Annotated in this window: 25 protein-coding genes; 20 read left to right on the plus strand and 5 right to left on the minus strand. The window is 42.7% G+C overall.

Features of this window, described 5'->3' with window-relative positions; genetic code table 11:
- The first annotated feature begins 195 nt into the window (after window positions 1-195).
- Window positions 196-2,988, plus strand: coding sequence for an isoleucine--tRNA ligase (gene ileS / locus NMM13_RS04005; protein ID WP_254727999.1), 2,793 nt, complete (start codon window positions 196-198; stop codon window positions 2,986-2,988).
- Window positions 2,989-3,048: 60 nt separating this feature from the next.
- On the plus strand, window positions 3,049-3,483 hold the full coding sequence (locus NMM13_RS04010) for a GNAT family N-acetyltransferase (RefSeq protein ID WP_070666455.1): 435 nt from the start codon (window positions 3,049-3,051) through the stop codon (window positions 3,481-3,483).
- Window positions 3,484-3,564: 81 nt separating this feature from the next.
- Here the strand turns inward: NMM13_RS04010 and NMM13_RS04015 are convergent, their stop codons facing one another.
- Together NMM13_RS04015 and NMM13_RS04020 are read right to left on the minus strand one after the other, a co-directional pair.
- Window positions 3,565-3,867, minus strand: a complete 303-nt coding sequence (locus NMM13_RS04015; protein WP_003012157.1) for a DUF1827 family protein — start codon at window positions 3,865-3,867, stop codon at window positions 3,565-3,567.
- Window positions 3,868-3,934: 67 nt separating this feature from the next.
- Window positions 3,935-4,384 carry an NUDIX hydrolase gene (locus NMM13_RS04020; protein WP_254727997.1) on the minus strand — a complete coding sequence of 150 codons (450 nt, stop codon included), beginning with the start codon at window positions 4,382-4,384 and terminating at the stop codon, window positions 3,935-3,937.
- Window positions 4,385-4,561: 177 nt separating this feature from the next.
- On the opposite strand from NMM13_RS04020, the gene NMM13_RS04025 reads away from it, so the two are divergent.
- On the plus strand, window positions 4,562-5,464 hold the full coding sequence (locus NMM13_RS04025) for a YafY family protein (RefSeq protein ID WP_201037348.1): 903 nt from the start codon (window positions 4,562-4,564) through the stop codon (window positions 5,462-5,464).
- Window positions 5,465-5,518: 54 nt separating this feature from the next.
- The gene (locus tag NMM13_RS04030) at window positions 5,519-6,133 is read left to right on the plus strand and encodes a GyrI-like domain-containing protein (RefSeq protein ID WP_049472952.1); all 615 of its coding nucleotides are present in this window, start codon (window positions 5,519-5,521) and stop codon (window positions 6,131-6,133) included.
- 48 nt (window positions 6,134-6,181) lie between these two features.
- Here NMM13_RS04030 and NMM13_RS04035 read toward each other — a convergent pair whose 3' ends face one another.
- Entirely contained in the window at window positions 6,182-8,446 is a 2,265-nt protein-coding gene (locus tag NMM13_RS04035; protein WP_254727995.1) for an ATP-dependent Clp protease ATP-binding subunit, read from the minus strand.
- Between the two features lie 246 nt (window positions 8,447-8,692).
- On the opposite strand from NMM13_RS04035, the gene NMM13_RS04040 reads away from it, so the two are divergent.
- The 6 genes from NMM13_RS04040 (at window position 8,693) to NMM13_RS04065 (ending at window position 14,076) form a co-directional block, all read left to right on the plus strand.
- The gene (locus tag NMM13_RS04040; RefSeq protein WP_003005989.1) at window positions 8,693-8,923 is read left to right on the plus strand and encodes a DUF1797 family protein; all 231 of its coding nucleotides are present in this window, start codon (window positions 8,693-8,695) and stop codon (window positions 8,921-8,923) included.
- A 165-nt stretch (window positions 8,924-9,088) separates the two neighbouring features.
- Window positions 9,089-9,943, plus strand: coding sequence for a bifunctional methylenetetrahydrofolate dehydrogenase/methenyltetrahydrofolate cyclohydrolase (locus tag NMM13_RS04045; RefSeq protein WP_254727993.1), 855 nt, complete (start codon window positions 9,089-9,091; stop codon window positions 9,941-9,943).
- Window positions 9,944-9,956: 13 nt separating this feature from the next.
- Window positions 9,957-10,730 carry an HAD-IIB family hydrolase gene (locus NMM13_RS04050; protein ID WP_009732409.1) on the plus strand — a complete coding sequence of 258 codons (774 nt, stop codon included), beginning with the start codon at window positions 9,957-9,959 and terminating at the stop codon, window positions 10,728-10,730.
- Window positions 10,731-10,908: 178 nt separating this feature from the next.
- Window positions 10,909-11,733: a phosphate ABC transporter ATPase gene (locus NMM13_RS04055; protein WP_254727991.1), complete on the plus strand. Its 825-nt coding sequence runs from the start codon at window positions 10,909-10,911 to the stop codon at window positions 11,731-11,733.
- A gap of 3 nt (window positions 11,734-11,736) precedes the next feature.
- On the plus strand, window positions 11,737-12,612 hold the full coding sequence (locus tag NMM13_RS04060; RefSeq protein WP_254727989.1) for an NAD(P)H-hydrate dehydratase: 876 nt from the start codon (window positions 11,737-11,739) through the stop codon (window positions 12,610-12,612).
- 9 nt (window positions 12,613-12,621) lie between these two features.
- Window positions 12,622-14,076, plus strand: coding sequence for a glycoside hydrolase family 32 protein (locus NMM13_RS04065; RefSeq protein WP_254727986.1), 1,455 nt, complete (start codon window positions 12,622-12,624; stop codon window positions 14,074-14,076).
- A gap of 57 nt (window positions 14,077-14,133) precedes the next feature.
- On the opposite strand, the gene NMM13_RS04070 is transcribed toward NMM13_RS04065, so the two are convergent.
- Entirely contained in the window at window positions 14,134-15,408 is a 1,275-nt protein-coding gene (locus tag NMM13_RS04070; RefSeq protein WP_254727984.1) for a 2-hydroxycarboxylate transporter family protein, read from the minus strand.
- 21 nt (window positions 15,409-15,429) lie between these two features.
- Window positions 15,430-17,052, minus strand: coding sequence for a malolactic enzyme (locus NMM13_RS04075; protein ID WP_254727982.1), 1,623 nt, complete (start codon window positions 17,050-17,052; stop codon window positions 15,430-15,432).
- A gap of 171 nt (window positions 17,053-17,223) precedes the next feature.
- Here NMM13_RS04075 and NMM13_RS04080 point away from each other — a divergent pair, with 171 nt between their 5' ends.
- The 10 genes from NMM13_RS04080 to NMM13_RS04125 all read left to right on the plus strand — a co-directional run bounded on the left by NMM13_RS04080 (window position 17,224) and on the right by NMM13_RS04125 (window position 25,621).
- Window positions 17,224-18,108 carry a LysR family transcriptional regulator gene (locus tag NMM13_RS04080; protein WP_254727980.1) on the plus strand — a complete coding sequence of 295 codons (885 nt, stop codon included), beginning with the start codon at window positions 17,224-17,226 and terminating at the stop codon, window positions 18,106-18,108.
- A 152-nt stretch (window positions 18,109-18,260) separates the two neighbouring features.
- Complete coding sequence (gene xseA, locus NMM13_RS04085; protein ID WP_254727978.1) at window positions 18,261-19,601, plus strand: exodeoxyribonuclease VII large subunit; 1,341 nt, start codon at window positions 18,261-18,263, stop codon at window positions 19,599-19,601.
- A complete protein-coding gene (locus NMM13_RS04090; RefSeq protein WP_254727977.1) occupies window positions 19,579-19,791 on the plus strand; it encodes an exodeoxyribonuclease VII small subunit in 213 nt (70 codons plus the stop codon). The genes xseA and NMM13_RS04090 overlap by 23 nt, the downstream gene beginning before the upstream one ends.
- The gene (locus tag NMM13_RS04095) at window positions 19,788-20,663 is read left to right on the plus strand and encodes a polyprenyl synthetase family protein (RefSeq protein WP_254727975.1); all 876 of its coding nucleotides are present in this window, start codon (window positions 19,788-19,790) and stop codon (window positions 20,661-20,663) included. The genes NMM13_RS04090 and NMM13_RS04095 overlap by 4 nt, the downstream gene beginning before the upstream one ends.
- On the plus strand, window positions 20,656-21,474 hold the full coding sequence (locus NMM13_RS04100) for a TlyA family RNA methyltransferase (protein ID WP_254727973.1): 819 nt from the start codon (window positions 20,656-20,658) through the stop codon (window positions 21,472-21,474). Before NMM13_RS04095 ends, NMM13_RS04100 begins: the two co-directional genes overlap by 8 nt.
- A complete protein-coding gene (locus tag NMM13_RS04105) occupies window positions 21,464-21,898 on the plus strand; it encodes an arginine repressor (RefSeq protein ID WP_003012247.1) in 435 nt (144 codons plus the stop codon). Before NMM13_RS04100 ends, NMM13_RS04105 begins: the two co-directional genes overlap by 11 nt.
- A 6-nt stretch (window positions 21,899-21,904) precedes the next feature.
- Window positions 21,905-23,563: a DNA repair protein RecN gene (recN, locus tag NMM13_RS04110; RefSeq protein ID WP_254727971.1), complete on the plus strand. Its 1,659-nt coding sequence runs from the start codon at window positions 21,905-21,907 to the stop codon at window positions 23,561-23,563.
- A 20-nt stretch (window positions 23,564-23,583) separates the two neighbouring features.
- Complete coding sequence (locus tag NMM13_RS04115) at window positions 23,584-24,312, plus strand: metallophosphoesterase (RefSeq protein ID WP_254727970.1); 729 nt, start codon at window positions 23,584-23,586, stop codon at window positions 24,310-24,312.
- An 89-nt stretch (window positions 24,313-24,401) separates the two neighbouring features.
- Entirely contained in the window at window positions 24,402-25,235 is an 834-nt protein-coding gene (locus NMM13_RS04120) for a DegV family protein (RefSeq protein ID WP_254727968.1), read from the plus strand.
- Between the two features lie 110 nt (window positions 25,236-25,345).
- On the plus strand, window positions 25,346-25,621 hold the full coding sequence (locus NMM13_RS04125) for an HU family DNA-binding protein (protein WP_003006038.1): 276 nt from the start codon (window positions 25,346-25,348) through the stop codon (window positions 25,619-25,621).
- Window positions 25,622-26,006 lie beyond the last annotated feature (385 nt).

Here is a 26,006-nt window from a genome sequence, read left to right on the forward strand (position 1 = left end):
TGCACTCCCTCTTAATGGATGATCCTTTTACAGTATTCGTTCTGAACCCTTGAGTAAGAACGGACGTTTCCCTCGTTACGGGATGAGAGGAGAAGGTCGCTTGCGACTTCTCGAACAAAGGTGGTACCACGAGCAATCGTCCTTTTTAGGATGCTCGTGTTTTTTTTATAACTTTTAAATCAATAAGGAGACACAATGAAACTCAAAGAAACATTGAATCTTGGAAAAACAGCTTTTCCAATGCGGGCTGGGCTTCCAACGAAAGAACCAGTTTGGCAAAAAGAATGGGAAGATGCAAAATTGTATCAACGCCGTCAAGAGTTGAATGAAGGAAAACCGCATTTTACGCTTCATGATGGACCTCCCTATGCTAACGGAAATATTCACGTAGGGCATGCCATGAACAAGATCTCAAAAGATATCATTGTTCGTTCCAAGTCTATGTCAGGCTTTTACGCCCCTTATATCCCAGGTTGGGATACCCATGGTTTGCCAATTGAGCAAGTCTTGGCTAAACAAGGTGTGAAACGTAAAGAAATGGACTTGGTTGAGTACTTGAAACTTTGTCGAGAATATGCTCTTTCTCAAGTAGATAAACAACGCGAAGACTTCAAACGCTTGGGTGTTTCAGGTGATTGGGATCATCCTTATGTCACCTTGACGCCTGACTATGAAGCAGCGCAAATCCGCGTCTTTGGTGAGATGGCTAATAAGGGCTATATCTACCGTGGAGCTAAGCCAGTTTATTGGTCTTGGTCTTCTGAATCAGCCCTCGCTGAAGCGGAGATTGAATACCATGATTTGGTATCAACGTCTCTTTACTATGCGAACAAGGTTAAAGATGGTAAGGGTGTCCTAGATACAGATACCTACATCGTCGTTTGGACAACAACTCCATTTACGGTTACAGCTTCTCGTGGATTGACGGTGGGTGCAGAGTTTGATTATGTCGTAGTGAAACCTGCTGGATCTGACCGCAAGTATGTCGTAGCATCTGAGCTCGTGCCAAGCCTTTCTGAAAAATTCGGTTGGGAAAATGCTGAAGTCCTTGCGACTTACCAAGGAAAAGAATTGAACCATATCGTTACAGAACACCCATGGGATCCTGAAGTGGATGAATTGGTGATCCTTGGTGAGCATGTAACCCTTGATTCAGGTACTGGTATCGTCCATACCGCTCCTGGTTTTGGTGAGGATGACTACAATGTAGGGATTGCCAATGGCCTCGAAGTTGCTGTTACTGTTAACGAACGCGGAATCATGATGGAAAATGCTGGTACTGATTTTGCAGGTCAGTTCTATGACAAGGTTGTTCCAACAGTTATCGAAAAACTTGGCGATTTGCTCCTTGCTCAAGAAGAAATCTCTCACTCCTACCCATTTGACTGGCGGACGAAAAAACCAATCATCTGGCGTGCCGTGCCACAGTGGTTCGCTTCTGTATCAAAATTCCGTCAAGATATCTTGGACGAAATTGAAAAAGTGAAATTCCACTCAGAATGGGGGAAAGTCCGTCTTTACAACATGATTCGTGACCGTGGTGACTGGGTCATCTCTCGTCAACGTGCCTGGGGTGTGCCTCTTCCAATCTTCTATGCAGAAGACGGGACACCAATCATGACAGCTGAAACCATCGAACATGTGGCTCAACTCTTTGAAGAGCATGGTTCGATCATCTGGTGGCAGTGTGAAGCGAAAGACCTCTTGCCAGAAGGGTTTACGCATCCTGGTTCACCGAATGGCGAATTTACAAAAGAAACAGATATCATGGACGTCTGGTTTGACTCAGGTTCATCATGGAATGGGGTTGTGGTGAACCGTCCAGAACTCAAATACCCAGCTGATCTTTACCTAGAAGGTTCAGACCAATACCGTGGTTGGTTCAACTCATCTCTTATCACATCTGTGGCGAACCATGGTGTCGCACCATACAAACAAATCTTGTCTCAAGGTTTTGCTTTGGATGGTAAAGGTGAGAAGATGTCTAAATCTCTTGGAAATACCATTGCTCCAAGTGATGTTGAAAAGCAATTTGGTGCAGAAATCTTGCGTCTCTGGGTAACCAGTGTAGACTCAAGCAATGACGTGCGTATCTCAATGGATATCTTGAGCCAAGTGTCTGAAACTTACCGTAAGATTCGGAATACTCTTCGTTTCTTGATTGCCAATACTTCTGACTTTAACCCAGCTGAGGATGCAGTAGCTTACGAAGAACTTCGTTCTGTTGACAAGTACATGACCATTCGCTTTAACCAGCTTGTCAAGATCATCCGTGACGCTTATGAAAACTTTGAGTTCTTGACGATCTACAAAGCGCTAGTCAACTTTATCAACGTTGACCTGTCTGCCTTCTACCTAGATTTTGCCAAGGATGTTGTTTACATCGAAGGAGCTAAATCCCTTGAACGCCGTCAAATGCAAACAGTTTTCTATGATATCCTTGTGAAAATCACGAAACTCTTGACGCCAATTCTTCCTCACACTGCTGAAGAAATCTGGTCCTATCTTGAGTTTGAAGAAGAAGACTTCGTTCAATTGTCAGAATTGCCAGAAGCAGAAACGTTTGCCAACCAAGAAGAAATCTTGGATACCTGGTCAGCCTTCATGGACTTCCGTGGTCAAGCTCAAAAAGCCTTGGAAGAAGCGCGGAATGAAAAAGTGATCGGTAAATCTCTTGAAGCTCACTTAACTGTTTATCCAAATGAAGTTGTGAAAACTCTTCTTGGAGCTGTTGATAGCAATGTTGCTCAACTCTTGATTGTTTCTGAGTTGACCATCGCAGAAGGGCCAGCTCCAGAAGGTGCAGTGACCTTTGAAGATGTAGCCTTCACAGTTGAACGTGCAGCTGGTGAAGTTTGTGACCGTTGCCGTCGCATCGATCCAACAACGGCTGAACGCCACTACCACGCAACCATCTGTGATCACTGTGCAAGCATCGTCGAAGAGAACTTTGCGGACGCAGTCGCAGAAGGATTTGAAGCTAAATAATAAGATGTGAAAAATCGCAGGGAGAGAGTCTCCTTGCGACTTTTCAATAAAGAGGAAGTTATGTGGTACCAGAAAGAATTTAAGGAACTAGAACTGAAAGAGTTTTACGAGATCGTTCAGCTACGATTAGAGACTTTTGTCGTGGAACAAACTAGGATCTACAATGATCTCGATGATGTTGATTATCGATCTATCCATCTTTTTCATCAAAATAGGGAAGGACGTGTGGATGCCTATGCTCGCATATTCGAAACAGGGCTGACAATTCATTTTGGCCGAGTGGCTGTTGCCGAAGGCAGTCGTGGTCAAGGACTAGGAAAGGCTATGGTAGAGCAAATTTTGGACCTTTGTGAACAAAGATTTCCTGAACGGACCATTGAAATTGAGGCTCAAGAACAGGTGGTAGGCTTGTATGAAAAATTAGGTTTTCAAACGGTGAGCGAGCCCTTTATCTTGGCTTCTACCCCTCACGTAAAAATGATCTATCAGAAATAAAGAATCCTTTCATCTCATAATCGAGGTGAAAGGATTTTTTTTGGAAAAAGATACCAAAGAAAAAAGTAAGGCAAATTGGCCTTACTTAGTAATTGGAAAGGAAATTTCAATTAGTTTATCGGAGTAGAGGGTTTTAATAGCGGATTGGTCAATGATTTGAAGATCAATCTTACGTTTTAAAAAGAACTCACGAATTTTTTCTACTTCAGTTTCACGAATAGCTCGGTGTTTGTTACTGATCAATAATTCATAGTGTGTTGGGGCCTGTGTAAAAACAACATCGGTATTGCCCGCGGAATAAACCTCGACAAGCAAGGCGTCAGTGCTGGCAAGTTGGCTTTTGACCAGTGCAGCATGACTATTTGTGGTATTAATGAGCTTCATATGAGTTCCTCCTAACCTCTATCTTCATTTATTATAGCACTTTTTTATTTTTTGTGAAAGAATTCCTTTATTTTTTGTGGGTATTTTTCCACTGTTCAATGCCCCATTTGTGACTACCACGTTTGAGTTTTTCAATCGCTTCATCTACAGGAAACCAAGCAAGATTGTTAAAATCTTCCAGTGGTTTTTGAGTCTCTGTATAGTCTACCACTTCATAAATATAGGCAGGATTGTAGTAGTAGGTGTCGCGATGACTGGAATAGAAATACTCATCTGCTTGGCCATAGTATTGCCCTAAAATAGCGGTAAAGCCTAATTCTTCGATCAGTTCCCGTTTCAGAGCTTGCACGTGATCTTCACCTGCCTCAATTTCCCCTCCAGGTAAGAACCAAGCTCCATTAGGAGCTTGAACGAGGATGATCTGATCCTTGTCCTTATTGGGAATAACAGCGTAGACACCATAGCGATTGACGTAGGTCACATCTTGTTTCTTTTCACCAAAAGAAGGATTTGTCATTGAATTTTCCTCATTATCTAGTATCTTTATTATTATCATAATGGACGAGGTGAAAGCTGTCAAGAATAAACTGCTGAACTTGTGCAAAAAAAGCTACTTTGTCTGAAGTATAAATTTGTTTAGTTAAACACTCCTATCAAATTAGTTTAATTGATATAATAAAAGGGAGGTGATTTTATGGCTGAATCAAGACTATTTCGTATTTTATACATACTTTTAGAAAATGGGAGAATAACCGCTCCTGAACTTGCTCGATTATTTGAAGTCTCAGTACGTACAATTTATCGTGATATTGAGAGATTAAGCATAGCAGGTATTCCTCTTTATTCTGTTCCTGGAAAGGCTGGAGGGACCTTTTTAATGAAAGACTTCGTTCTTGATCGCACCCTTGTATCAGAGGAGGAAAAAATAGAACTTTTATCTGCTTTACAAGGTCTCCAGACTTTGACAGAAGATAAACAAGATTTTTTACTGACAAAAATGGAATCTATTTTTAAAGTTTCAGCTAGATCTTGGGTAGAAGTCGACTTAACAGATTGGAGGAAACGAAAAGGGCAAAAAGATCTCTTTGATACAATTAAACAAGCTATCTTAGAGAAAAGACGACTTTCGATTACTTATATGAGTGGGAATGGTCAGAAAACGATTCGTACAGTTGAGCCTTTTAAACTAGTATTTAAAAAAAGAGACTGGTATCTTCATGCTTATTGTTGTTCAAAAGAAGATTGGCGTTTTTTTAAATTATCTAGGATTAATGACTATCAACTACTGGAAGAAACAATTAATCAAAAAAATGTGATTGAACCTATTGATACTTCAATTAAGATGGAAAATCTAATGGAAGTATCATTGAAGTTTAGTCAAAAGCTCGCTTTTAGAGTTTATGAAGACTTTTTAGAAGAAGAGATTTTTCAGTGTGAGGATGGATGTTTATATGTTAAAACCCAATTGCCAGAGCACGAGAGTATTTATACTTACTTATTGTCTTATTTAGATGGGGTAGAGATTATTGAACCGGATCATCTGAGAAGATCAATGATTTCAAGATTAGAAAAAATACAAAAGATTTATAAACCTTGACAAAAGATGTCAGGGTTTTAATGTTAGAATTGAGATAGAAAGGAGATAGGTCAAATGAAATATGAATGGAGAAAAATAGAGAAAGTTCTCTATCAAATCAAGGATAAGCCCACTATCCTGCAAGTACCTTCTAAATCCTATATCATAATTGACGGCAAAGGTGATCCAAATGAAGAAGATTTTTCTCAACGAGTGAGTGCCTTATATGCGTTAGCATATGCTATTAAGATGAAGTATAAAAAGTCTCCTCTGGATCAAGACTACATGGATTTTACTGTTTTTCCATTAGAAGGTTTATGGAAACAGGAGAATGAAGGGAAACTAGTTAAAAGTGAACTGTCTTATAGTATTATGATTGGTCAACCTAATTTTGTTACGAGTGACTTGTTTGATAAAGCTTTGGAAGAGGTTAAAATCAAGAAGCCCAATCAGCTCTATGATGCTATTCGTTTTGAAGAACTAGAAGAAGGCTACAGTCTTGCCATGCTTCATGTAGGACCTTTTGATACAGAAAATCAGACTTTTGATGAAATGGAGCGTTTTTGCAAACTCCATAAACTTAAAAGACTTTCGAAAGTTCATCGTGAGATTTATCTAAACAATCTCCATCGAACAGATCCATATAAATTAAAAACAATTCTTCGTTATCAGATTCAAGAAGAGAATTAAAAAGAACAGGAAATAAGAATTCCTGTTCTTTTTATAAAACTAGAAAATTTAGTCTTCCTTTTCAGAAGTGTTCTTTTCTACTTTTTTAGCAGCTTTGATACTAATATTCCCATTGCTGGTCATGACTGCTTTGAGTTGTTTCTCACTTGGATGTTCCAGGTAATAATCGGTAATGGCATCTTCGATATGGTCTTGGATGGTACGACGGAGTGGGCGGGCCCCCATTTTTGGATCGTATCCCAGATCGACCAGTTTTTCTTTGACCTTCTCTGTCACATCCAGATGAATCTCATTTTGTGCGAGACGTTGATTGACTTCATCCAGCATGAGGGTAACGATTTGGAGAAGGTTTTCTTTTGATAGAGGTTGGAATTCAATGATGCCATCAAAACGGTTCATGAATTCAGGGCTAAAGAAGTTACCGAGTTCTCCAAGTACAGAGTTGGTTCGACCTTCGCGAGCAGCTCCAAAACCAACATTGGCCTCAGCTTTGCCGGTTCCAGCATTAGAGGTCATGATGATAATAGTATCTTTAAAGCTGACGGTACGACCTTGACCATCTGTCAAACGGCCATCATCCAAGACTTGCAAGAACATGTGCATGACATCTGGATGGGCTTTTTCCACTTCATCCAATAACACGAGGGAGTAAGGATTGCGACGTACCTTTTCTGTTAGTTGTCCGGCTTCATCGTAGCCAACATAGCCCGGAGGAGCTCCGACTAGTTTCGCTACGCTATGTTTTTCCATGTATTCGCTCATATCAAAGCGGATCATATTGTCTGCAGAGCCAAAGAGCTCGATCGCCAATTGTTTAGACAATTCGGTCTTTCCGACACCGGTTGGTCCGACAAAGAGGAAGCTTCCGATTGGTCGATTTGGAGATCCTAGGCCGACACGATTGCGTCGAATGGCTTTCGCGATTTTATCTACTGCATCATCTTGACCGATCACATGAGCTTTCAAATCAGAAGCCAGATTGATCAATTGAGACTGTTCTTTTTCTTTCAAATCACCAACAGGAATATTGGTCTTTTGTTCAACGATGTGTTCAATAGTTTTTTCACTGATGACAGGGGTTTCCTGATCGGTGACATGTTGACCTTGCATTTCCTTGTATTTCGCGATTTGGTCGCGGAAGTAGGCTGCTTTTTCAAAGTCTTCTTCGCGCGTCGCTTGAGCTTTGAGGTTTTCCGCTTCAATCAAGCGCTGGTCGATCACTTTGGGATCCACGAAGTTTAGGGTCAGGTTCATCTTAGATCCCGCTTCATCCAACAAATCAATGGCCTTGTCTGGCAGGAAGCGATCTTGGATATAGCGGTTTGAAAGAATAGCTGCCGCTTCGATGGCCCCGTCTGTATAGTGGACGTGGTGGTAGTCTTCGTATTTTTTCTGGATGCCCTTGAGGATGGTGATGGTTTCTTCAACCGTTGGTTCATCGACCTTAACGGGCTGCATCCGACGTTCCAAGGCCGCATCTTTTTCAATGATACGGTATTCATTGAGGGTAGTAGCCCCAACTAATTGGAGTTCTCCGCGCGCTAAGGCTGGTTTAAGGATATTTCCAGCATCCATATTGCCCTCACCAGCTGATCCTGCGCCAACAATTTCATGGATTTCGTCGATGAACAGAATAACATCTTCGCGTTGACGAATTTCATCCATTAATTTTTGCATGCGTTCTTCGAATTGACCACGAATGCCTGTGCCCTGAACGAGGCTCACGACATCTAGGCGGATGACTTCTTTTCCTTGCAATTTATGAGGAACGTCGCCATCGACGATTTTTTGAGCCAGGCCTTCCACAACAGCAGTTTTTCCGACCCCAGGCTCTCCAATCAGAACCGGATTGTTCTTGGTTCGACGGTTGAGAATTTCGATGACACGGATAATCTCCTCGTCACGGCCAATGACAGGGTCAATATCCCCTTTGCGGGCAATTTCTGTGACATTGATGCCGAACTCTTCTAACAGTCCTTTTGGCTTCTGAGGGCGTGCTTGACGAGGGTCTTGACCGCCACCATGGTTATTGTTTTGGCCGTAGCCACCACCTCCATAACTGCCTCCAGATTGAGTTGGAGGAGTTTGAGGTTCTTGCGGACTTTGGAAGTTTCCAAGGTTATTGAAGAAATCTTCAAAAGGATCTCCAGTGAGTTGGCTCCGTTGGGTCATGCCTTTCAAGAAGCTGTTATTTGGGTCTGTTTTCATAATTTTATAGCAATTTTGACAGAGGTCTACTTGCTGCTGACGTCCATTTACATTTGTATATAAATGGATGGTTGATTCATTTATTTTACAATTTTGACAAAGCATATACATACCTCACAGTAGGTTTTTGATGGTTTTCCATCAAGAGACGAGCCTATTTTCAAAAGGTCAAAAATAGTCAAAGATTTATAGTTTCATTATATCAGTATTCTAGAAGTTTGCAAGAATTTGCTACGGAATGTCACTAAGGATTGAAGAAAGAGCAAATCAATGGAAAATGTGAATTTTTATTGGAAGAGCTTTCTCTTTTATGATAAAATAGGAGAGTAGAAAGTAAAGAGGAGAAATAAAATGGAATCACATTTAGTACGGATTATCAACCGTTTGGAGACGATGACAAAAGACGGTGGAAACTTGAAACGTAATTTTGAACGTGACGGTGTTGTTGTCGCTGAAGTAGCATACAACCACAATGAAGAAGAAGGTTCAACCTTTACACTTCGTGATGTTGAAGCGCGTGAAACCTATACATTTGATAGCATTGATTTAATTGCAATGGAAATTTATGAATTGCTTTACTAAGCAGCTGTGTGGATGAGTTTGGGGTGGTCTCAAGCTCATTTTTTGTCCATCTGGCTATAGTTTTCGTCTATAAGAAATTCTAATTAGGAACAGTTAGGTTTGAGAGTGGAAATCTGCTATAATAGAGAGGACTATTTTCATTACTTGACTAGAAAGAGAATTGATATGACGACACTCATTGATGGGAAGGCGCTCGCTACAAAATTACAGGGTGAGATTGCGAAGAAAACAGCACGATTAAAAGAAGAGACAGGGGTTGTGCCTGGTCTCGTTGTCATCGTGGTAGGAGATAATCCAGCCAGCAAAATCTATGTAAGAAATAAAGAGCGTTCTGCTATTGCGGCAGGCTTTCGGAGTGAAGTGAGACGACTTCCTGAAAGCATCAGCCAAGCTGAATTATTAGAAGTGATCGAACACTACAATCAAGATCCCCTTTGGCATGGGATTTTAGTGCAGTTGCCACTGCCTAAGCATATCGATGCGGATGCAGTCCTTTTAGCCATTGATCCGACAAAAGATGTGGATGGCTTTCATCCATTGAATATGGGACGCTTGTGGGCTGGAAATCCGATTATGGTGCCATCGACTCCCGCTGGTATCATGGAGATGTTCAAAGAGTACGGGATTGATCTAGAAGGGAAGCGAGCAGTCGTGATTGGTCGTTCCAATATCGTTGGAAAACCAATGGCGCAGTTGCTCCTCGCCAAAAATGCGACGGTAACCTTGACCCATTCCCGGACCCATCATCTGCCTAAAATCGCTAAAAGAGCGGATATCCTGGTTGTGGCGATCGGTCGTGCAAAATTTGTAACAGCAGACTTCGTGAAAGAAGGCGCAGTCGTCATTGACGTCGGGATGAATCGCGATGAGAATGGCAAATTGTGTGGGGATGTCGATTTTGACTCCGTTGCCCCTTTGGCCAGTCATATTACTCCGGTACCAGGAGGGGTTGGTCCTATGACCGTTACCATGCTGATGGAGCAGACCTACGAAGCAGCTGTTCGTACCTTAAAAAAATGAAAGTGTGAGCTAGATGAAGTTTGTCTTTGATTTAGATGGAACCTTGTCATTCGATGGTCTTACCATCGATGATGAAATCAAACAGGTCTTATTGAGAGCAGAAGAATTTGGCCATGAAGTCGCTTTTGCTTCTGCGCGTTCTTATCGGGATTGTTTAGGCCTTTTAGGGGATCAACTGAGTCAGCAACTCGTGATTGGCTTAAATGGCGGGCTAGCTTATCGTCAGGGCCAACTGGTTTATGAGGATCAATTGGACAAGGATGTTTATCGAGAAGTCCTTGGTTTTTGTCGCCATTTCAATCTACCATTTTTTGTGGACGATACCTTTGATTATAGTGGTCAGATTTTGGAAAAGATTCCTTTTATTGCGAATGTGGATCCCCTCAAAAAAGCCCAGTATCGTTCTTTAGAGGACCTGACGGACCCGATTAAGGTTGTGATCTATATGGGGGCCCATGAGGAATTGGTAGATGAAATCATTGAGCGAATTGAAAAGACCAATAAGGCCCACATTCGTTATCATGCTCATGAAAAATGTATCTATCTCAATCCAGTAAACACTCATAAAGCGACAACAGTCGAAGAACTCTGTGGAGAAAATTTCGTGGCTTTTGGTAATGATCAAAACGATATTGAGCTCTTTGAAAAAGCTATTTATGCAGTTCAAATTGGCGATTTTCCATCCCTTCGGCCTTACGCTGATGATCAATTAGTGGCCAAGCAAAATCATCCACAAGCTGTTGCTGCTAAGATCTTGCAAGTCTTCGCAGAATTTAGAGGAAAATAAAAGAAGGAGGGGGAGTCGTGGCTTCTCCTTTTTCGCTAGAAATGAGGAAGGTATGAGAAGAGTTGAGATAGGAATATCTCGGCTTTTTTTATTTATTGTAAAGCAGGTTTTGTCAATTGAAGTTTCTTTCTATTGTTTTGTAGTATAATGATAGTAAGAAAATTTGAGGAGAAGGAATATGCTTGTAAAAATTTGTAATGCAGATTATAGTCTCCAGTGGGATGGAATTTATCAATTTGCTCTTGAAAACTATCCACAGATTCAAGAATGGGAATTGGAGAAGCTAGCAAAGTTTATTGCTTACGAACAGGACCATCATCGTCAGACCATTGTGGAATGTGAGAATCATGAATTAAATATACAAATTCATGATTACTTGCAAGAGCATAGCTATTTTCCTCCCTACAGGCCAAGTCATCGGCTTGTAGCTTCTACCTATGATATCCATAGGAAGTTAGTTACTTCAAATTATTGTAGTCATACTTGTACAGTTGAGGTGGCTCAGGCTATTTTTCAGATTGGAAAACTCATGTCGGCGGTAAAAGTATTTGGTAAAAGTGGGGCTGAGTTAGTTACAGATAGTCGTAATGCAGCTTCTGATCCAGCAGACTATTTTGACTATATCATGTTCGGATGGTCTAATACGACTTCGGGTTACCGACTCGCTATGGAGCGTTTGTTAGGACGGGCACCGTCTGAGGAGGAATTACAAGAAAAGTTCATTCCTGGTGTTAGTTTTCATTTTCTGTATGAAGAATTAATTCAAGCACCAGGCTATATGTTTGATGGCTATCATGTTGCGAAGGTAAGAGATAGTTTAGATTTGGATACCTTTCTTCATTTATGTGTTATTCCTTCAAAAGATAAGTCTTGTTTTGAAGGTTTGATTCCTTGTCAATTACAAGATAGAGTGATTTACCTAGACTATGAAGGAGAAGGGTTACAGGCTTGGAATACTAAGGTTAATCAAGTACTATATGGTAAGGATAAGTTGAGGGAGTAGTGTATGAAAGAGATTGATCAAACTCTACTGAAAAAAGTTATCATTGAGCGTCCTCGTTCTAGTCATAAGGGAGATTTTGGTCGTCTGCTCTTGATTGGGGGAACTTACCCCTATGGAGGAGCTATTATTATGGCAGCCCTTGCTGCGGTTCATAGTGGTGCGGGGCTGGTTACTGTCGCAACAGATCCTGATAATCTGACAGCCCTTCATAGCCATCTTCCTGAAGCCATGGGCTTTGATTTGGCAGATCACGAACTCCTTTGTGAGCAGCTCCAAAAAGCCAGCGTGATTCTTGTAGGACCGGGCTTAAATGAAGCAAGAGAAAACCAAGCAATCTTGCACATGATTTTTGAGCAAGTCTCTAGCCAGCAGGTCTTGATATTAGATGGAGGGGCTATTAGTCTTTTTGCAGTCTCTCAGTTTGACCTGCCAGAGGCTCAGTTGGTCTTTACCCCTCATCAAAAAGAGTGGGAAAAGCTGTCAGGACTTGATCTAGCAAGCCAGACTGAAGATAGAAGCCGAGAAGCGGTTCAAAGCTTTCCTAAAGGGACTGTCATTGTAGAAAAAGGGCCTCACACCCGCATTTGGACAAGTGGGCAAGAAGAGGGCTATCAGCTAGATGTTGGTGGTCCCTATCAAGCCACAGGTGGAATGGGGGATACCTTGGCAGGGATGATCGCAGGATTTGCGGGTCAATTCCCACAGGTCAGTCTCTATGAGCGCGTGGTGGTTGCGACCTACCTCCATTCAGCCATTGCTGAAGACTTGAGCAAGGAGGCTTATGTGGTTCTACCGACAACCATCAGCCAAGAAATCCCAAAATGGATGAAGAAATGGAGTGACCAAGACCAGGTTGCCAGCACTGAAAATAGAAAATAGGTAAAAAAGATGAAGGAAAGCATTCGGAAAGCAAATCAGTATATCGATGAAAACAAGGAGAGGGTTAACCAGCAATATAGAGGAGCATTTCATTTGTTACCTCCTATCGGCTGGATGAACGATCCAAATGGCTTTGTTTATTTCCGTGGGGAATACCATTTGTTCTATCAATTCTATCCCTATGATAGTGTTTGGGGTCCCATGCATTGGGGGCATGCCAAATCAAAAGATCTTTTCCATTGGGAAGAATTGCCAGTAGCTTTAGCACCAAGTGAAAGCTATGATAAGGATGGCTGCTTCTCGGGTAGTGCTATTGTGAAAGATGACAAGCTCTATTTGCTGTATACGGGTCATGTAGACGATGAGGAAAAGCGAGAAGAGACTCAGTGTCTTGCGGTGTCAACAGACGGCATTACCTTTGAAAAGTTGCCTACTAATCCTGTGATTCATGCTCAACATATTGAGGGGATCGCAGATATTGCAGATTTTCGTGATCCTAAAGTATTTGAATACCAAGGAAGCTATTACGCTGTCGTTGCTTCTAAGACGCCAGATGACAGAGGTCAAATTCTCCTATTTGCATCAAGTAATCTAGTAGATTGGGCCTTTACATCAGTTCTTTTAGAAGGTGAAAAAGGGCAAGGGATTATGTGGGAGTGTCCCGATTTCTTCCCTTTAGATGGCAAATGGGTCTTGATCCTGTCTCCCATTGAAATGGAAAGGCAGCAAGAAAAATACTGGAATTTAAATTCGACGGTTGCCTTTATCGGTGACATGAATTGGGAAACGGGGCGCTTTCATGTCGATTCCTATGATGAAATGGATGGTGGTTTGGATTTCTATGCCCCTCAAACTTGTCAAGGACCAAATGGCGAACGATACATGGTTGCCTGGATGCAAATGTGGCACCGGTCTATCCCCAGTCATGATTTAGCTCATGGGTGGGCAGGTAGTATGACTCTTCCAAGAAAATTGTCCTTGAAAGACGGACGATTGGTTCAGGAGTTACCTGAGTCAGTGAACGAACACTTTCTTGTAGACCATGCGTCAGAAACCATTGTTAAGGGCAATCAGATCACGATTCCGGCTAGAGGGAAACAAACCTTGTTTGAGCTAGATGCCAAACCGGGTCGCTCCTTTATCCTTGGATATGGCGATGAAACCGATCCTGATAGTGTCTTGCAATTGGTTTACGACGCCTCTCAAAAACGCTTTAGCTTAAGTCGAGACCGATTTGGGCACCCCATTTCTGGAAAAGAAAATCCAGTATTTCAATCGAGATGGATTCAGTTGGATGCTGAAAAGGATCATCATTTTTCGATCATTCGCGATACCAACTCAATCGAAGTATTCGTGGATGGTAAAACTCTCTCGATGACCTTTTATGAAACGACTGAGAATCCCGTCTATACTCTCACGGCAGATGAAGGGGTCGATTGGGTCGTAAAAACCTATCAAAAATAGGAAATCAATAGCCTCTTAAAGAATAAAAGACAAGTCTTGTGACTTGTCTTTTATTCTTTAAGAGAGGACAGAAGCGAGGAGCCCTCCGAGAATGAGGATGATAGCCCCGCTCAGTCGGTTGGCCATTTGGGCGAAGGCGATCATTTCCATACGATCAGATGCGGAGAGAACAGCGATATTTCCGGTTCCTCCCATGGAGTTATTGATCATACCAGATCCGATAGCAGTCTCGACTGGATACAATCCAACCAGTTTTCCGATCAAAGCAGAAGCAAGCCCCATAGCTAGAACAGATGTCAAGCTTAGGAGAATGAATTGCCAGGTCATCGCCTTAGCGAGAGTTGAAAGGTCAATCAAGGAAAGACCGATCCCAGCTAGGACTGCATGGGTGAGGTTAGTCATAATGACTTGGTTGAACATGACCACACAGTTTTCCAAAGGTTTTGGAACAGCATTGAATGCTTTTAGGATAAACACAATGATAATCATGAAGGCATAGCTGTGAATTTTTGGAACAAAGGCATTGCAGATGACCCCAAGAAGAAAAATACTAAAGGCAAACATCATACCAACCCCGATTTGGGTTGGATCAAGTATGAGCTTTTCTTTCTTCAATTCATCTTTATTGACAGGAATCAAGACGCCGTGACCATTGTAGGGGCTGTCTGCAAAGACCTTAACAATCATCACCGCTCCGATAATGGCAAGGATATTACCCAGTGTGGTAGCCGGTGCCAATTGAGAGAAGATGGCTGCTTGGCTTCCATGGAGATTGGCAGCATAGATCTTCGAAAGAGGCAGGATTCCAGCTCCCATGCCCCCTACCATTTGAGGGAAGGATACATAAAGGATCGAGTGTCCAAATCCTTGCCCCAAAAGAGTTCCAACGATTCCAACAGAGAGAGCACCAATGGCCATGGTGACCAAGGAAACAGGAATAAAACGAGCAGAAGCTTTCACCAAGAGATTGCGATTCATCCCTAGAATAGCTCCACAAATCAAGGCTGCGATATAAAAATCAAGAAAGCCAAATGAATCTCCCAAGAAGCCCTTGGTGGCTGTGATAATGTTTGCTGGAATAACATGAAAGGTCGCTAGAAGAGTAGCTCCTAGTAGGGTGAAAACGGATCCTCCACCTAGGTAAGAATTCATGATTGGAAGTTTCTCACCGATAAAGTAGAGTAGGTGCCCCATGACGACCAAAAGGAGGGTTAATCCAAGCATATTGAGTGGGAGTTTCCCCATAGCAATCGTCACCGCGAGAACGATGACGATGAATGCATATAGAGGGAGACTGACACCGGAAATTTTGATTTCATTCAATTTTTTCATGGTTGTTCAGTCAGCTCCTTATTAGTATTTAGGATACCATTTAAGATCACGTACAGCTTTTGCCATATCTGTTTCTTTGGCTTGTGCAAGACCTTGTTCTTGGGCTTTCTTAGCAACAGCTTCTGCCACCTTGATAGACACATCAGCCACATATTGGAATGGTGGAAGGACTGGCGCACCTGGTTGGCCTGGATTGACAATACCTGACAATGAATGAGCAGCTGCCCCAATCATTTCATCTGTCAACAATTTGGCTTCAGATGCCAACATACCAAGACCAAGACCTGGGTAGATCAAAGCGTTATTGGCTTGACCGATTTCGTAGTCCACACCTTTGTAGCTGATGGTTCCTGAAGGGACACCGGTAGCGACAAAGGCTTTACCGTCTGACCATTCGATGACTTGTTGGGCTGTTGCTTCCAATTTTTTGGTTGGGTTAGAAATTGGGAAGATAACTGGGCGTTCAGTGTTTTCACACATGGCTTCAACGACTTCTTTAGTGAAGGCACCTGGGTTTGTAGAAGTTCCGACCAAGATCGTTGGTTTTACGGTTTTGATCACTTCAAGAAGGTTGGTCATATCGCCTTTACCTTCGAAGTCAGAACGTTTCTTAGCAAATGGTTTTTGAGCTGGCGTCAAATCTTCCATATCATCAAACAAAAGACCTTGTTTATCGATCATGAAGAAACGTTTGTAAGCTTCTTCTGGAGAAAGACCTTCTGCAACCATTTCAGCGTGAACACGGTCTGCGATACCAGCACCAGCAGAACCACCACCATAGCAAAGGTAAACTTGGTCTGTCAATTTTTCGCCAGTGATATCCATCGCTCCAAAGATACCGCCCAAGACAACAATACCAGTACCTTGAATATCATCGTTGAAAGTTGGAATTTCTGTCTTGTAACGGTTCAAGATATCAGCTGCATTTGAACGACCGAAGTCTTCCCAGTGAAGGTACAATTTAGGGAAAAGTTTTCCAGCTGTTTGAACAAATTGATCGATAAAGGCATCGTATTTTTCACCACGAACACGTTCATGACGGTTTCCAAGATACATTGGATTGTTCAACAATTCTTCACGATTGGTACCAGCATCGATGACAAGAGGCATAACGCAAGCTGGATCAATTCCGGCTGCAGCAGTGTAGACCATGAGTTTTCCTACAGAAATGTCAACCCCTTGGACACCCCAGTCACCAATACCAAGGATTCCTTCTGCATCAGTTGCAACGATCAAGCGGATATCGCGATCGCCAGCCGCATTTTTCAATGTTTCTTCGATATTTTCGGGATGGTTAATATCAAGGTAAGCTGCATATTGTGGGTCTACAAAGAGTTCAGAATATTGTTCAATGGTGTCTGCGATCACTGGATCATAGACGATTGGGTTGAACTCAACGATGTGTTGGTTAAAGAGGTAGTAGAAAAGAGTACGATTTGTGTTAAAGATTTCCATCAAGAAAAGACGTTTTTCAAGGTCAGATGGTTTGCGTAAGAAGTGTTGGTAAGCTTGTTCAGCTTGTTCTTCGATGCTTTGAACATATGGAGGAAGAAGACCAATTAGGCCAAGTTTTTTACGTTCTTCCATTGTGAAAGCAGTTCCTTTATTAAGGAATGGATTGTTTAAAATTTCATGTGATTTCATTGCGAAATACTCCTCATAAATATTTTATCTGTAAGATTTTTCTCACGCAAGCCATTATAGTCTTCTGTGTTTCTTATAGTCAACTTCCCTTATCCTTATAAAAAAATTTTATAAGTAAGATTTTTATGTTAAAATGAAGGAAATGGAAATTGTAGAAATAGAGGGATACAGATGAATATCCGGGACTTGGAATATTTTTATCAACTGTCGAAGCTAAAGTCTTATACGGACGTGGCGCATTATTTTCAAGTAAGTCAACCAACTGTGACCTATGCCATCAAGCGATTAGAGGACCACTATGGGTGCCAGTTGGTAGAAAAATCGTCTTCTAATCGTGTTTTGCACCTGACTCAGACGGGGAAGGTTCTAGCCAATCACGCGCGAGAGATTTTAATCGAAATCGAAAAGACGGAAAAAGCTGTTGAACGAAGTAAAAAGAATCTGTTGCGCATTGGGCTACCGCCATTGATCACCAGTGATATCATGAAAAAATTTGGTACGCATGATGAAGAGCTTGAGATTTTTCGTCAATCGCAATTGGTGCAGTTAGGCTCAAGAGACTTGATACGATTGTTGATGCGTGGAGATTTAGACTTTAGTCTACTAGGAAGCTTAGAACCTATTTCACACGCGCATTTGACCAGTCAGCTCTTATATAAGAAAGAATTTTTTGTGATTGTTTCGAAAGATCATCCACTAGCAGATCGCAAAGAAATTTCTTTTAAGGAGGTCTTAGAGGAGACCTTCATTTTGTTGGATGAACACCATGTGCACATGACTGCTTTTAAACGCTTGAATGCTCGCTTTGACGACTTGGCACAGTCTACTGTTGTCTTGACTGATTCCAACTTGGTTTTGAGTTTCATCGAAGAAAATTTAGGGATTGGCCTCATGACCGATCTGACTCTTTTTCCAGAATATCCAAATCTTGTCAAAATTCCGCTGGTTGAAGAGGAAAAAACAGTCTTCTATATTAGTTATGCCTACCCAAATGAAGGGGAACCCCAAGCACTTCTTAGCTCCTTTATTGAACGATTAGAGAAGTGTGAAAAATAGGGAAGCTGGTTTAAAATAGACCAGTAGAAAGTGACTTGAATAAAATGAGGCTTGGAGAGAAAGGAAATTCATGATTTCGCTTTGTCTGCCAGCTTTTTTTGGTGTTTTTTGGTATAATTAAACTTGATCATATTCTGTAGAAAGGAGTTCCTATGTCCAACTATTTATCCGTATCCAGTCTGACCAAATACCTCAAGTTAAAATTTGATAAGGACCCCTATTTGGAGCGGGTCTATTTGACAGGTCAGGTCTCGAATTTTCGGAAGCGTCCCAATCACCAGTATTTCTCTCTAAAGGATGAAAAGGCTGTGATTCAGGCGACTGTTTGGGCTGGGATCTATAAGAGTTTTGGCTTTGAGCTAGAAGAAGGCATGAAGATCAACGTCATTGGACGGATTCAGCTTTATGAACCAAGTGGGAGTTATTCCATTGTCATCGAAAAGGCGGAGCCAGATGGGGTAGGGGCCTTAGCCATCCAATTTGAGCAACTCAAGAAAAAGTTGACCGAAGAAGGGCTTTTTCAGGATCGGTGGAAGCAAGCTCTACCGCAATTCCCAAGAAAGATCGGGGTGGTCACTAGTCAAAGTGGGGCCGTGATTCGCGATATTATCACAACGGTGAGCCGTCGTTTTCCTGGTGTGGACATCGTACTCTACCCGACCAAGGTCCAGGGAGAAGGCGCTGCAAGTGAGGTGGTTGCTAATATCCAGAAGGCCAATGCTCGGACGGACCTAGATGTCTTGATCATCGGTCGTGGGGGTGGTTCGATTGAAGACCTCTGGGCCTTTAATGAAGAGCCAGTTGTGCGGGCTATTTTTGAGTCTAGAATTCCCATTATTTCCAGTGTGGGACATGAGACAGACACGACTCTAGCAGATTTTGTAGCGGACCGACGAGCCGCTACTCCGACGGCAGCAGCTGAATTAGCCACTCCGGTGACGAAATTAGATCTCTTGTCGCATTTACAAAAGCAGGAGAATCGCATGGCAACAGCCATGTCCAATCGTTTGGCCTATAATCGAGAACGTTTGGCCAAATTAAGTCAATCGGTTATTTTTAGACAGCCTGAAAGACTCTATGATGGCTACCTGCAAAAGATTGACCAGTTGCAATTGCGCTTGAAACAAGGGATGCGGGATGCTTATGGACAAGGGGCCAATCAGCTACAAGGTCTGCGTCATCGCTTAGAAGCTATGTCTCCATTGCATCGTATCGAGCGTTATCAAGACCGTGTTCTCCAAGATAAGAGGATCTTAACCAGTCGAATGGAACAAGTCCTAAAAGATCAAAAGGTCAAGGTGCAAGGTTTATCAGAAGCCCTATTGATGCTGGATACCAGTCGGATTATTGCGCGTGGCTATGCCATGGTCAAGCAAGACGATCAAGTCTTGGATTCGGTTGCGAAAGTAAAAGAAGGAGACCCGCTGTCCCTCATCATGAGAGATGGCCAGTTAGAAGTAGAGGTAAAACATGTCGAAAGAAAAGAAATTTGAAGAAAATTTAGCAGATTTGGAAGACATCGTCCAAAAATTGGAGAGTGGTGATGTGGCTCTTGAAGAAGCGATTACAGAATTCCAAAAAGGAATGAAGTTGTCAAAAGAATTGCAAGATACCTTGGATCAAGCAGAGAAAACCTTGGTCAAGGTCATGCAAGCAGATGGTACTGAAGCGGATCTAGCATGAGACAAGAAGAAAAACGAAATAGAGTAGAACAAGCGATTCGCTCTTTTTATGAGGAAAAATCCATCGCTCCCCATTTAGTGGAGTCGGTCCTTTATTCGATTCAAGCAGGTGGAAAACGCCTGCGCCCAATGCTTCTTCTAGAATTGTTAGAAGCCTTCGGTCAGGAGTTGACAGAGGCTCATTTTCAAGTGGCAGGGGCTTTGGAGATGATCCACACAGGAAGCCTTATTCATGATGATCTACCGGCCATGGACAATGACGATTACCGTCGGGGGCAATTGACCAACCACAAGAAATTTGGAGAAGACCTGGCAATTTTAGCAGGAGATGCACTTTTCCTCGATCCCTTTGGAATGATTGCTGCGAGTGACCTTTCATATGCGGTCAAGGTCTCTTTGATCCTTGAGTTATCAGATGCTTCCGGCAGTCGTGGAATGGTAGCTGGCCAAGTCCTTGACATGGAAGGGGAGCACAAACAGCTCACTCTAGCAGAATTGCAAACCATCCATGCCAATAAGACAGGACGTCTCCTTGCCTATCCATTCATCGCAGCAGCCTCGATTTTAGAGTTGCAAGCAGACATTGGTCAGCTTTTAGAAACAATTGGGAAAACATTAGGGCTGGCTTTTCAAGTACGGGATGATATTTTGGATTTGGTCGCTGATTTTGAAGCTCTGGGTAAGACTCCTCAAAAGGACTTAGTGGCAGAAAAATCGACTTATCCAGCCCTCTTGGGATTGGAAGAATCAAAAGCTTTGCTTACAAGCGAATTAGACGTTTGCGAGAACTTGTTGGATCAGATGACAGCTTCTTGCGACTTTGATCCGCAAGCAATCAAGAAATTAATAGAAGGATTACGAATAGATGGCTAAGGAAAGAGTGGATGTATTAGCCTATAAACAAGGCCTATTTGATACCCGCGAACAAGCCAAAAGAGGGGTGATGGCAGGCCTTGTCGTTGCCGTTATCAATGGTGAGCGCTTTGATAAACCGGGTGAAAAAATTGATGAAGCGACCGAGTTGAAATTAAAGGGTGAAAAGCTCAAGCATGTCAGCCGCGGCGGACTCAAATTAGAAAAAGCCTTGAACCAATTTGGCTTAACTGTAGAGGATAAAATTGCGATTGATATTGGAGCTTCTACAGGTGGCTTTACAGATGTCATGCTGCAAAATGGAGCCAGCCAGGTCTTTTCGGTGGATGTCGGGACCAATCAGTTGGCCTGGAAATTGCGCAATGATCCTCGGGTAGTCTCGATGGAACAGTTCAATTTCCGCTATGCCCAGCCAGATGATTTTGAAGCGACACCGAGCTTTGCGAGTATCGATGTCAGCTTTATTTCCTTGGACTTGATTCTGCCAGCCCTTCACCGGATTTTGGCAGAAAATGGACAAGTCGTAGCGCTGGTCAAACCTCAGTTTGAGGCAGGACGCGAGCAGATCGGAAAAAATGGGATCATTAAGGATCCTAAGATTCATTTAGCGGTTCTTGAAAAGGTCGCTACATTTGCAGGAACGCATGGCTTTTCTGTAATGGGAGTAGATTATTCCCCTATCCAAGGAGGCCATGGCAACATCGAATTTTTGATGTATCTAGAAAAAAAAGAAGAGAAAACAAAGCCAACGACAGAGCAGCTGGAGGCTGTTGTGGAGCTGGCACATAAGGAATTTAAACATGAAGAGTAAGAATATCAGATTAGAAAAAATTCGCCGCTTCATTCGCGATCATGAAGTAGGGACCCAAGAAGAGATCGTCGAACATTTGAAAGAAGAAGGCATCTCAGCAACCCAAGCGACGGTATCACGGGATATCAAAGAATTGGGCATCGTAAAACGCCCTCTGAAAGACATGACCTATGTCTATGAATTGCCACGTAAGCACCACCAAGGAATTGGGATGATTGAAAGCAATATCTTGTCTCATCGTCGCATGGGAGAATATGTCAATTTCACCATGGTTCCAGGGACAGCGCCTTTAGTCAAACGTCGTTTGAGGGAGATTTATAAGGATCATATCTTTAGTATTGTCGCAGATGATGATACGATTTTACTGATTGCTTATTCCGCACCAGAAGCAGAGAATATCCTCAAATCAATCTTTGGGTGGTAAGAGCCTATGCTATTAGAAATTTCGATTAAGAACTTTGCCATTATCGAAGAGATTTCCTTAAATTTTGAAAAGGGGATGACGGTACTGACAGGGGAAACAGGTGCAGGGAAATCCATCATTATCGATGCTATGAACATGATGCTGGGAAGCCGTGCAACGACGGATGTCATTCGACACGGAGCCCCAAAAGCGGAAATCGAAGGTCTCTTTGCTGTTGAGAGCAATCGCCACTTGACGGCTCTCTTTGAAGAGCAAGGACTAGAGTGGACCGATGAGTTGATCATCCGCCGAGAGATCCTGCAAAATGGACGAAGTGTCAGTCGGATCAATGGCCAAATGGTGAATTTATCGGTCTTAAAAGCAGTCGGCCAACATTTGGTGGACATCCATGGCCAGCATGATCAGGAAGAACTCATGCGCCCCCAATTGCATATCACTATGCTAGATGAATTTGGGGATGCAGCCTTTTTCCAAACGAAAGCCGCTTATCGTCAGACCTTTGAAGATTACAAACGACTGCGCAAACAAGTGGTGGAACTCCAGCGCAACCAGCAGGAAAACAAGGCCCGTATTGAGATGTTGGAGTTTCAGATTGCGGAGATTGAGGCAGCTGCCTTGGAAGTGGATGAGGATGTGCGTTTGGAGCAAGAACGCCAACGCCTGCTCAATCATAAAATGATCGCAGATATCCTAACCAATGCCTATACCATGCTGGATGCAGAAGAGTTTTCGAGTCTAGCCAATGTTCGCTCAGCCATGAATGATCTGGAAAGCATCGAAGAATACGATCCCAGCTACAAAGAGCTCTCAGGCCAGCTGGCGGAAACCTTCTATGCCCTTGAGGACATTACCAAACGCTTAGAAGATGTGGTCGATGGTCTGGAGTTTGATGGCAATCGCCTCATGCAGGTGGAGTCGCGTTTGGATTTGATTCATTCCATCACGCGAAAGTATGGTGGCCAAGTCAAGGATGTCTTGGAATACCTGGCGCAAATTACTAAAGAATATAGTCTCCTCACCGGAAGTGACCTCTCATCTGAGAAATTAGAAAAAGAACTCAAACGTTTGGAAAAGAGTTTGGTATCCTTGGCTCAAGATTTGAGTGATCAGCGGCATGCCCTGGCCCAAGCTTTAGAAAATGAAATCCAGCAAGAATTAGCGGACCTTTACATGGACAAGGCGCGCTTTCAAGTGCGCTTTAGCAAAGCTAAGTTTAATCGTGAAGGAAATGAAGCTGTTGAATTTTACATATCGACTAACCCAGGTGAGGACTTTAAACCGCTGGTCAAGGTAGCATCCGGCGGAGAATTGTCACGCTTGATGTTGGCCATTAAGTCTGCTTTTTCTCGAAAAGAAGGAAAAACCAGTATCGTCTTTGATGAGGTAGACACAGGAGTTTCTGGGCGCGTGGCCCAAGCGATCGCAGCGAAAATTCATAAGATTGGTCAAAATGGCCAAGTGCTTGCTATCTCGCACCTACCTCAAGTCATCGCAGCAGCGGATTATCAATTCTATATTGAAAAGATCAGTGATGCACACTCTACCGTATCTACGGTTCGCTTGCTCAATAGAGAAGAACGAATCGAAGAAATTGCCAAGATGCTTGCAGGAGAGGATCTAACGGAAGCTGCCCGTCAACAGGCAGAGCAACTTCTCAAGCGTTAAGAGAAAGAAGGTTTATAACCATGTCAACATACTTTGTAGTCGGAGATATTCACGGGAAAGCACAAATGCTAGAAGAGCTCATGACAGAGTGGGACAGAAAAGCTCAATTGGTCTTTTTAGGGGATTTGATAGATCGAGGCGAAAACAGCAAACGATCGATTGAGATCGTAAAAGACTACGTAGACCATCACGGAGCTGTTTGCCTTTCCGGAAATCACGAGTACATGTTTTTAGCTTGGTTGGACAATCCAGAAGAGCGTTATGACCACTACCGAAGAAATGGTGGCGATACGACCATTAATTCTCTATTGGGACGCCCGCTCGATGCTCCTGTAGATGGCATTGCGGATGCGCAAGCAGTAGAAAATGCCGTTCCTGACTTGGTGGCCTTCATCCGTAGTTTGCCTTTTGACTACGAGACAGAGACCTATTATTTTGTACACGCTGGTGTGGATCTAACCCTTGAAAATTGGCGAGAAACCAGTGATTATCAAAAGGTCTGGATCCGAAAACCATTCCATGAAGCTGAGAATCATACAGGCAAATGGATCGTCTTTGGCCATACACCGGTCTATGGACTGCTCAATGAGCCAGTCGGTACCGAAAATCTTTGGATTTCAGATCAGAAAATGGGCGTCGATGGGGGCGCTGTCTTTGGTGGAGTCCTCCATGGATTGCTCTTGGATGATCAAGGCATTGTCCATGACCATGTCCTTCATAATACAGGTTTTTCTGCCGCAGACGACTGAGGAAGCAGGAATAGATATCTTTCACTGCAAAACCCCGTGTTTTTTGATATAATGAAAGCAGAACATTCTTAGGAAGAGTATAGAAATATATGGCAAATATTAAAATAGTTACAGACTCATCTATTACAATTGAGCCTGAAGTGGTTGAAGAATATGGCATTACCATTGTGCCACTTTCTGTTATGGTGGATGGAGTCCTTTATTCCGACAGTGAGTTGGGCGAAGGGGACTTCTTGCGCTTAATGCAGTCTAGCAAAAACCTTCCAAAGACCAGCCAACCACCCGTTGGAGTCTTTGCGGAGGTGTATGAAAAGTTAGCAGCAGACGGAGCTCACATCGTTTCGATTCATATGTCTCATGCCTTGTCAGGAACAGTAGAGGCAGCTCGTCAAGGGGCAACCTTATCTGGAGCAGATGTGACCGTGATTGATAGTGGCTATACAGACCAAGCCATGAAGTTTCAAGTGGTTGAGGCGGCTAAGTTGGCTAAAGAAGGAGCAGATCTAGACACCGTTTTAGCTCGTATCGAAGAAGTCAAAGAAAAGACAGAGTTGTATATCGGCGTATCTACCTTGGAAAATCTAGTTAAAGGTGGTCGGATTGGCCGTGTTACCGGACTTTTGAGCTCGCTTCTTAACATCCGTGTGGTGATGCAAATGAAGGACCATCAGTTGGAACCAATCGTCAAAGGACGTGGAAACAAGACCTTTAAGAAATGGTTGGATGAATTGGTAGAGAAACTTTCCCATAATAAGGTGGCTGAGATCGGAATCTCTTATGCAGGAACACCAGAGTGGGCCAATGAAATGAAGGCTCAGTTGCAATCGCTCGTTGAAAAAGCAATCCCTGTTCTCGAAACTGGATCGATTATTCAAACCCATACAGGTGAGAATGCATTTGCAGTTTTGGTACGCTACGAATAAGCTGAATAAATGTTTGAAAAAACAGGTTTAGTACTTGACCTAAAGGCTTTTTTTAGATATTATAGTACTGTTAAGGCGTAAAGCCTAAAAAAATTTGGAGGATTTGTTAAATGGCTAACAAACAAGATTTGATCGCAAAAGTGGCAGAAGCTACAGAATTGACTAAAAAAGATTCAGCAGCAGCTGTTGACGCTGTATTCGCAGCAGTTTCAGAATACCTTTCAAAAGGTGAAAAAGTTCAATTGATCGGTTTCGGTAACTTCGAAGTTCGTGAACGTGCAGCTCGTAAAGGTCGCAACCCACAAACTGGTAAAGAAATCAAAATCGCAGCTTCTAAAGTTCCAGCATTCAAAGCTGGTAAAGCTCTTAAAGAAGCAGTTAAATAATTGCATTTTGAAAAGCCATCCTAGATTTCTAGGGTGGTTTTTTTGTTGGACAGCTCTATAGGATAAGGGTATAATAGGAAAAAAGAAAGAGAGAAAAGACCATGCGATTCATTTTAGGACTCTTTGCCTTGTTGTTTATCCGACCTATTTTGTATCTGCTGAAAGGGCTGTGGTTTGTACTGGAATTTTGCTTTATGATCCTCGTGGTCAAAATGATCTTAGGAACCGTGCGCTGGATGACCAGTTGGATCGGCTGAGAGTAGATGAATCTATTTCAGGCTCGTGAATCAATGTCCACTGGACATAACCTCGCTTTTCCGTTTTCAAGCTCGTGAAAAAAATGTCCACTGGACATTTTTTTTAATTAAAAGCATTCTAAATAGTG

This window comes from Streptococcus sp. CF8_St5-11, from assembly GCF_024295625.1.
Classification (GTDB): domain Bacteria; phylum Bacillota; class Bacilli; order Lactobacillales; family Streptococcaceae; genus Streptococcus.

Bases quoted from the DNA above. Each gene is read 5' to 3' on its own strand.
- NMM13_RS04045 (WP_254727993.1), top strand. From the start codon at position 9,089: ATGACGACACTCATTGATGGGAAGGCGCTCGCTACAAAATTACAGGGT.
- NMM13_RS04065 (WP_254727986.1), top strand. From the start codon at position 12,622: ATGAAGGAAAGCATTCGGAAAGCAAATCAGTATATCGATGAAAACAAG.
- NMM13_RS04060 (WP_254727989.1), top strand. From the start codon at position 11,737: ATGAAAGAGATTGATCAAACTCTACTGAAAAAAGTTATCATTGAGCGT.
- NMM13_RS04025 (WP_201037348.1), top strand. From the start codon at position 4,562: ATGGCTGAATCAAGACTATTTCGTATTTTATACATACTTTTAGAAAAT.
- NMM13_RS04105 (WP_003012247.1), top strand. From the start codon at position 21,464: ATGAAGAGTAAGAATATCAGATTAGAAAAAATTCGCCGCTTCATTCGC.
- NMM13_RS04125 (WP_003006038.1), top strand. From the start codon at position 25,346: ATGGCTAACAAACAAGATTTGATCGCAAAAGTGGCAGAAGCTACAGAA.
- recN (WP_254727971.1), top strand. From the start codon at position 21,905: ATGCTATTAGAAATTTCGATTAAGAACTTTGCCATTATCGAAGAGATT.
- NMM13_RS04090 (WP_254727977.1), top strand. From the start codon at position 19,579: ATGTCGAAAGAAAAGAAATTTGAAGAAAATTTAGCAGATTTGGAAGAC.
- NMM13_RS04010 (WP_070666455.1), top strand. From the start codon at position 3,049: ATGTGGTACCAGAAAGAATTTAAGGAACTAGAACTGAAAGAGTTTTAC.
- NMM13_RS04040 (WP_003005989.1), top strand. From the start codon at position 8,693: ATGGAATCACATTTAGTACGGATTATCAACCGTTTGGAGACGATGACA.
- NMM13_RS04030 (WP_049472952.1), top strand. From the start codon at position 5,519: ATGAAATATGAATGGAGAAAAATAGAGAAAGTTCTCTATCAAATCAAG.
- NMM13_RS04115 (WP_254727970.1), top strand. From the start codon at position 23,584: ATGTCAACATACTTTGTAGTCGGAGATATTCACGGGAAAGCACAAATG.
- NMM13_RS04120 (WP_254727968.1), top strand. From the start codon at position 24,402: ATGGCAAATATTAAAATAGTTACAGACTCATCTATTACAATTGAGCCT.
- NMM13_RS04070 (WP_254727984.1), bottom strand. From the start codon at position 15,408: ATGAAAAAATTGAATGAAATCAAAATTTCCGGTGTCAGTCTCCCTCTA.
- NMM13_RS04100 (WP_254727973.1), top strand. From the start codon at position 20,656: ATGGCTAAGGAAAGAGTGGATGTATTAGCCTATAAACAAGGCCTATTT.
- NMM13_RS04050 (WP_009732409.1), top strand. From the start codon at position 9,957: ATGAAGTTTGTCTTTGATTTAGATGGAACCTTGTCATTCGATGGTCTT.
- NMM13_RS04095 (WP_254727975.1), top strand. From the start codon at position 19,788: ATGAGACAAGAAGAAAAACGAAATAGAGTAGAACAAGCGATTCGCTCT.
- NMM13_RS04035 (WP_254727995.1), bottom strand. From the start codon at position 8,446: ATGCTTTGTCAAAATTGTAAAATAAATGAATCAACCATCCATTTATAT.
- NMM13_RS04015 (WP_003012157.1), bottom strand. From the start codon at position 3,867: ATGAAGCTCATTAATACCACAAATAGTCATGCTGCACTGGTCAAAAGC.
- NMM13_RS04055 (WP_254727991.1), top strand. From the start codon at position 10,909: ATGCTTGTAAAAATTTGTAATGCAGATTATAGTCTCCAGTGGGATGGA.
- NMM13_RS04080 (WP_254727980.1), top strand. From the start codon at position 17,224: ATGAATATCCGGGACTTGGAATATTTTTATCAACTGTCGAAGCTAAAG.
- xseA (WP_254727978.1), top strand. From the start codon at position 18,261: ATGTCCAACTATTTATCCGTATCCAGTCTGACCAAATACCTCAAGTTA.
- NMM13_RS04020 (WP_254727997.1), bottom strand. From the start codon at position 4,384: ATGACAAATCCTTCTTTTGGTGAAAAGAAACAAGATGTGACCTACGTC.
- NMM13_RS04075 (WP_254727982.1), bottom strand. From the start codon at position 17,052: ATGAAATCACATGAAATTTTAAACAATCCATTCCTTAATAAAGGAACT.
- ileS (WP_254727999.1), top strand. From the start codon at position 196: ATGAAACTCAAAGAAACATTGAATCTTGGAAAAACAGCTTTTCCAATG.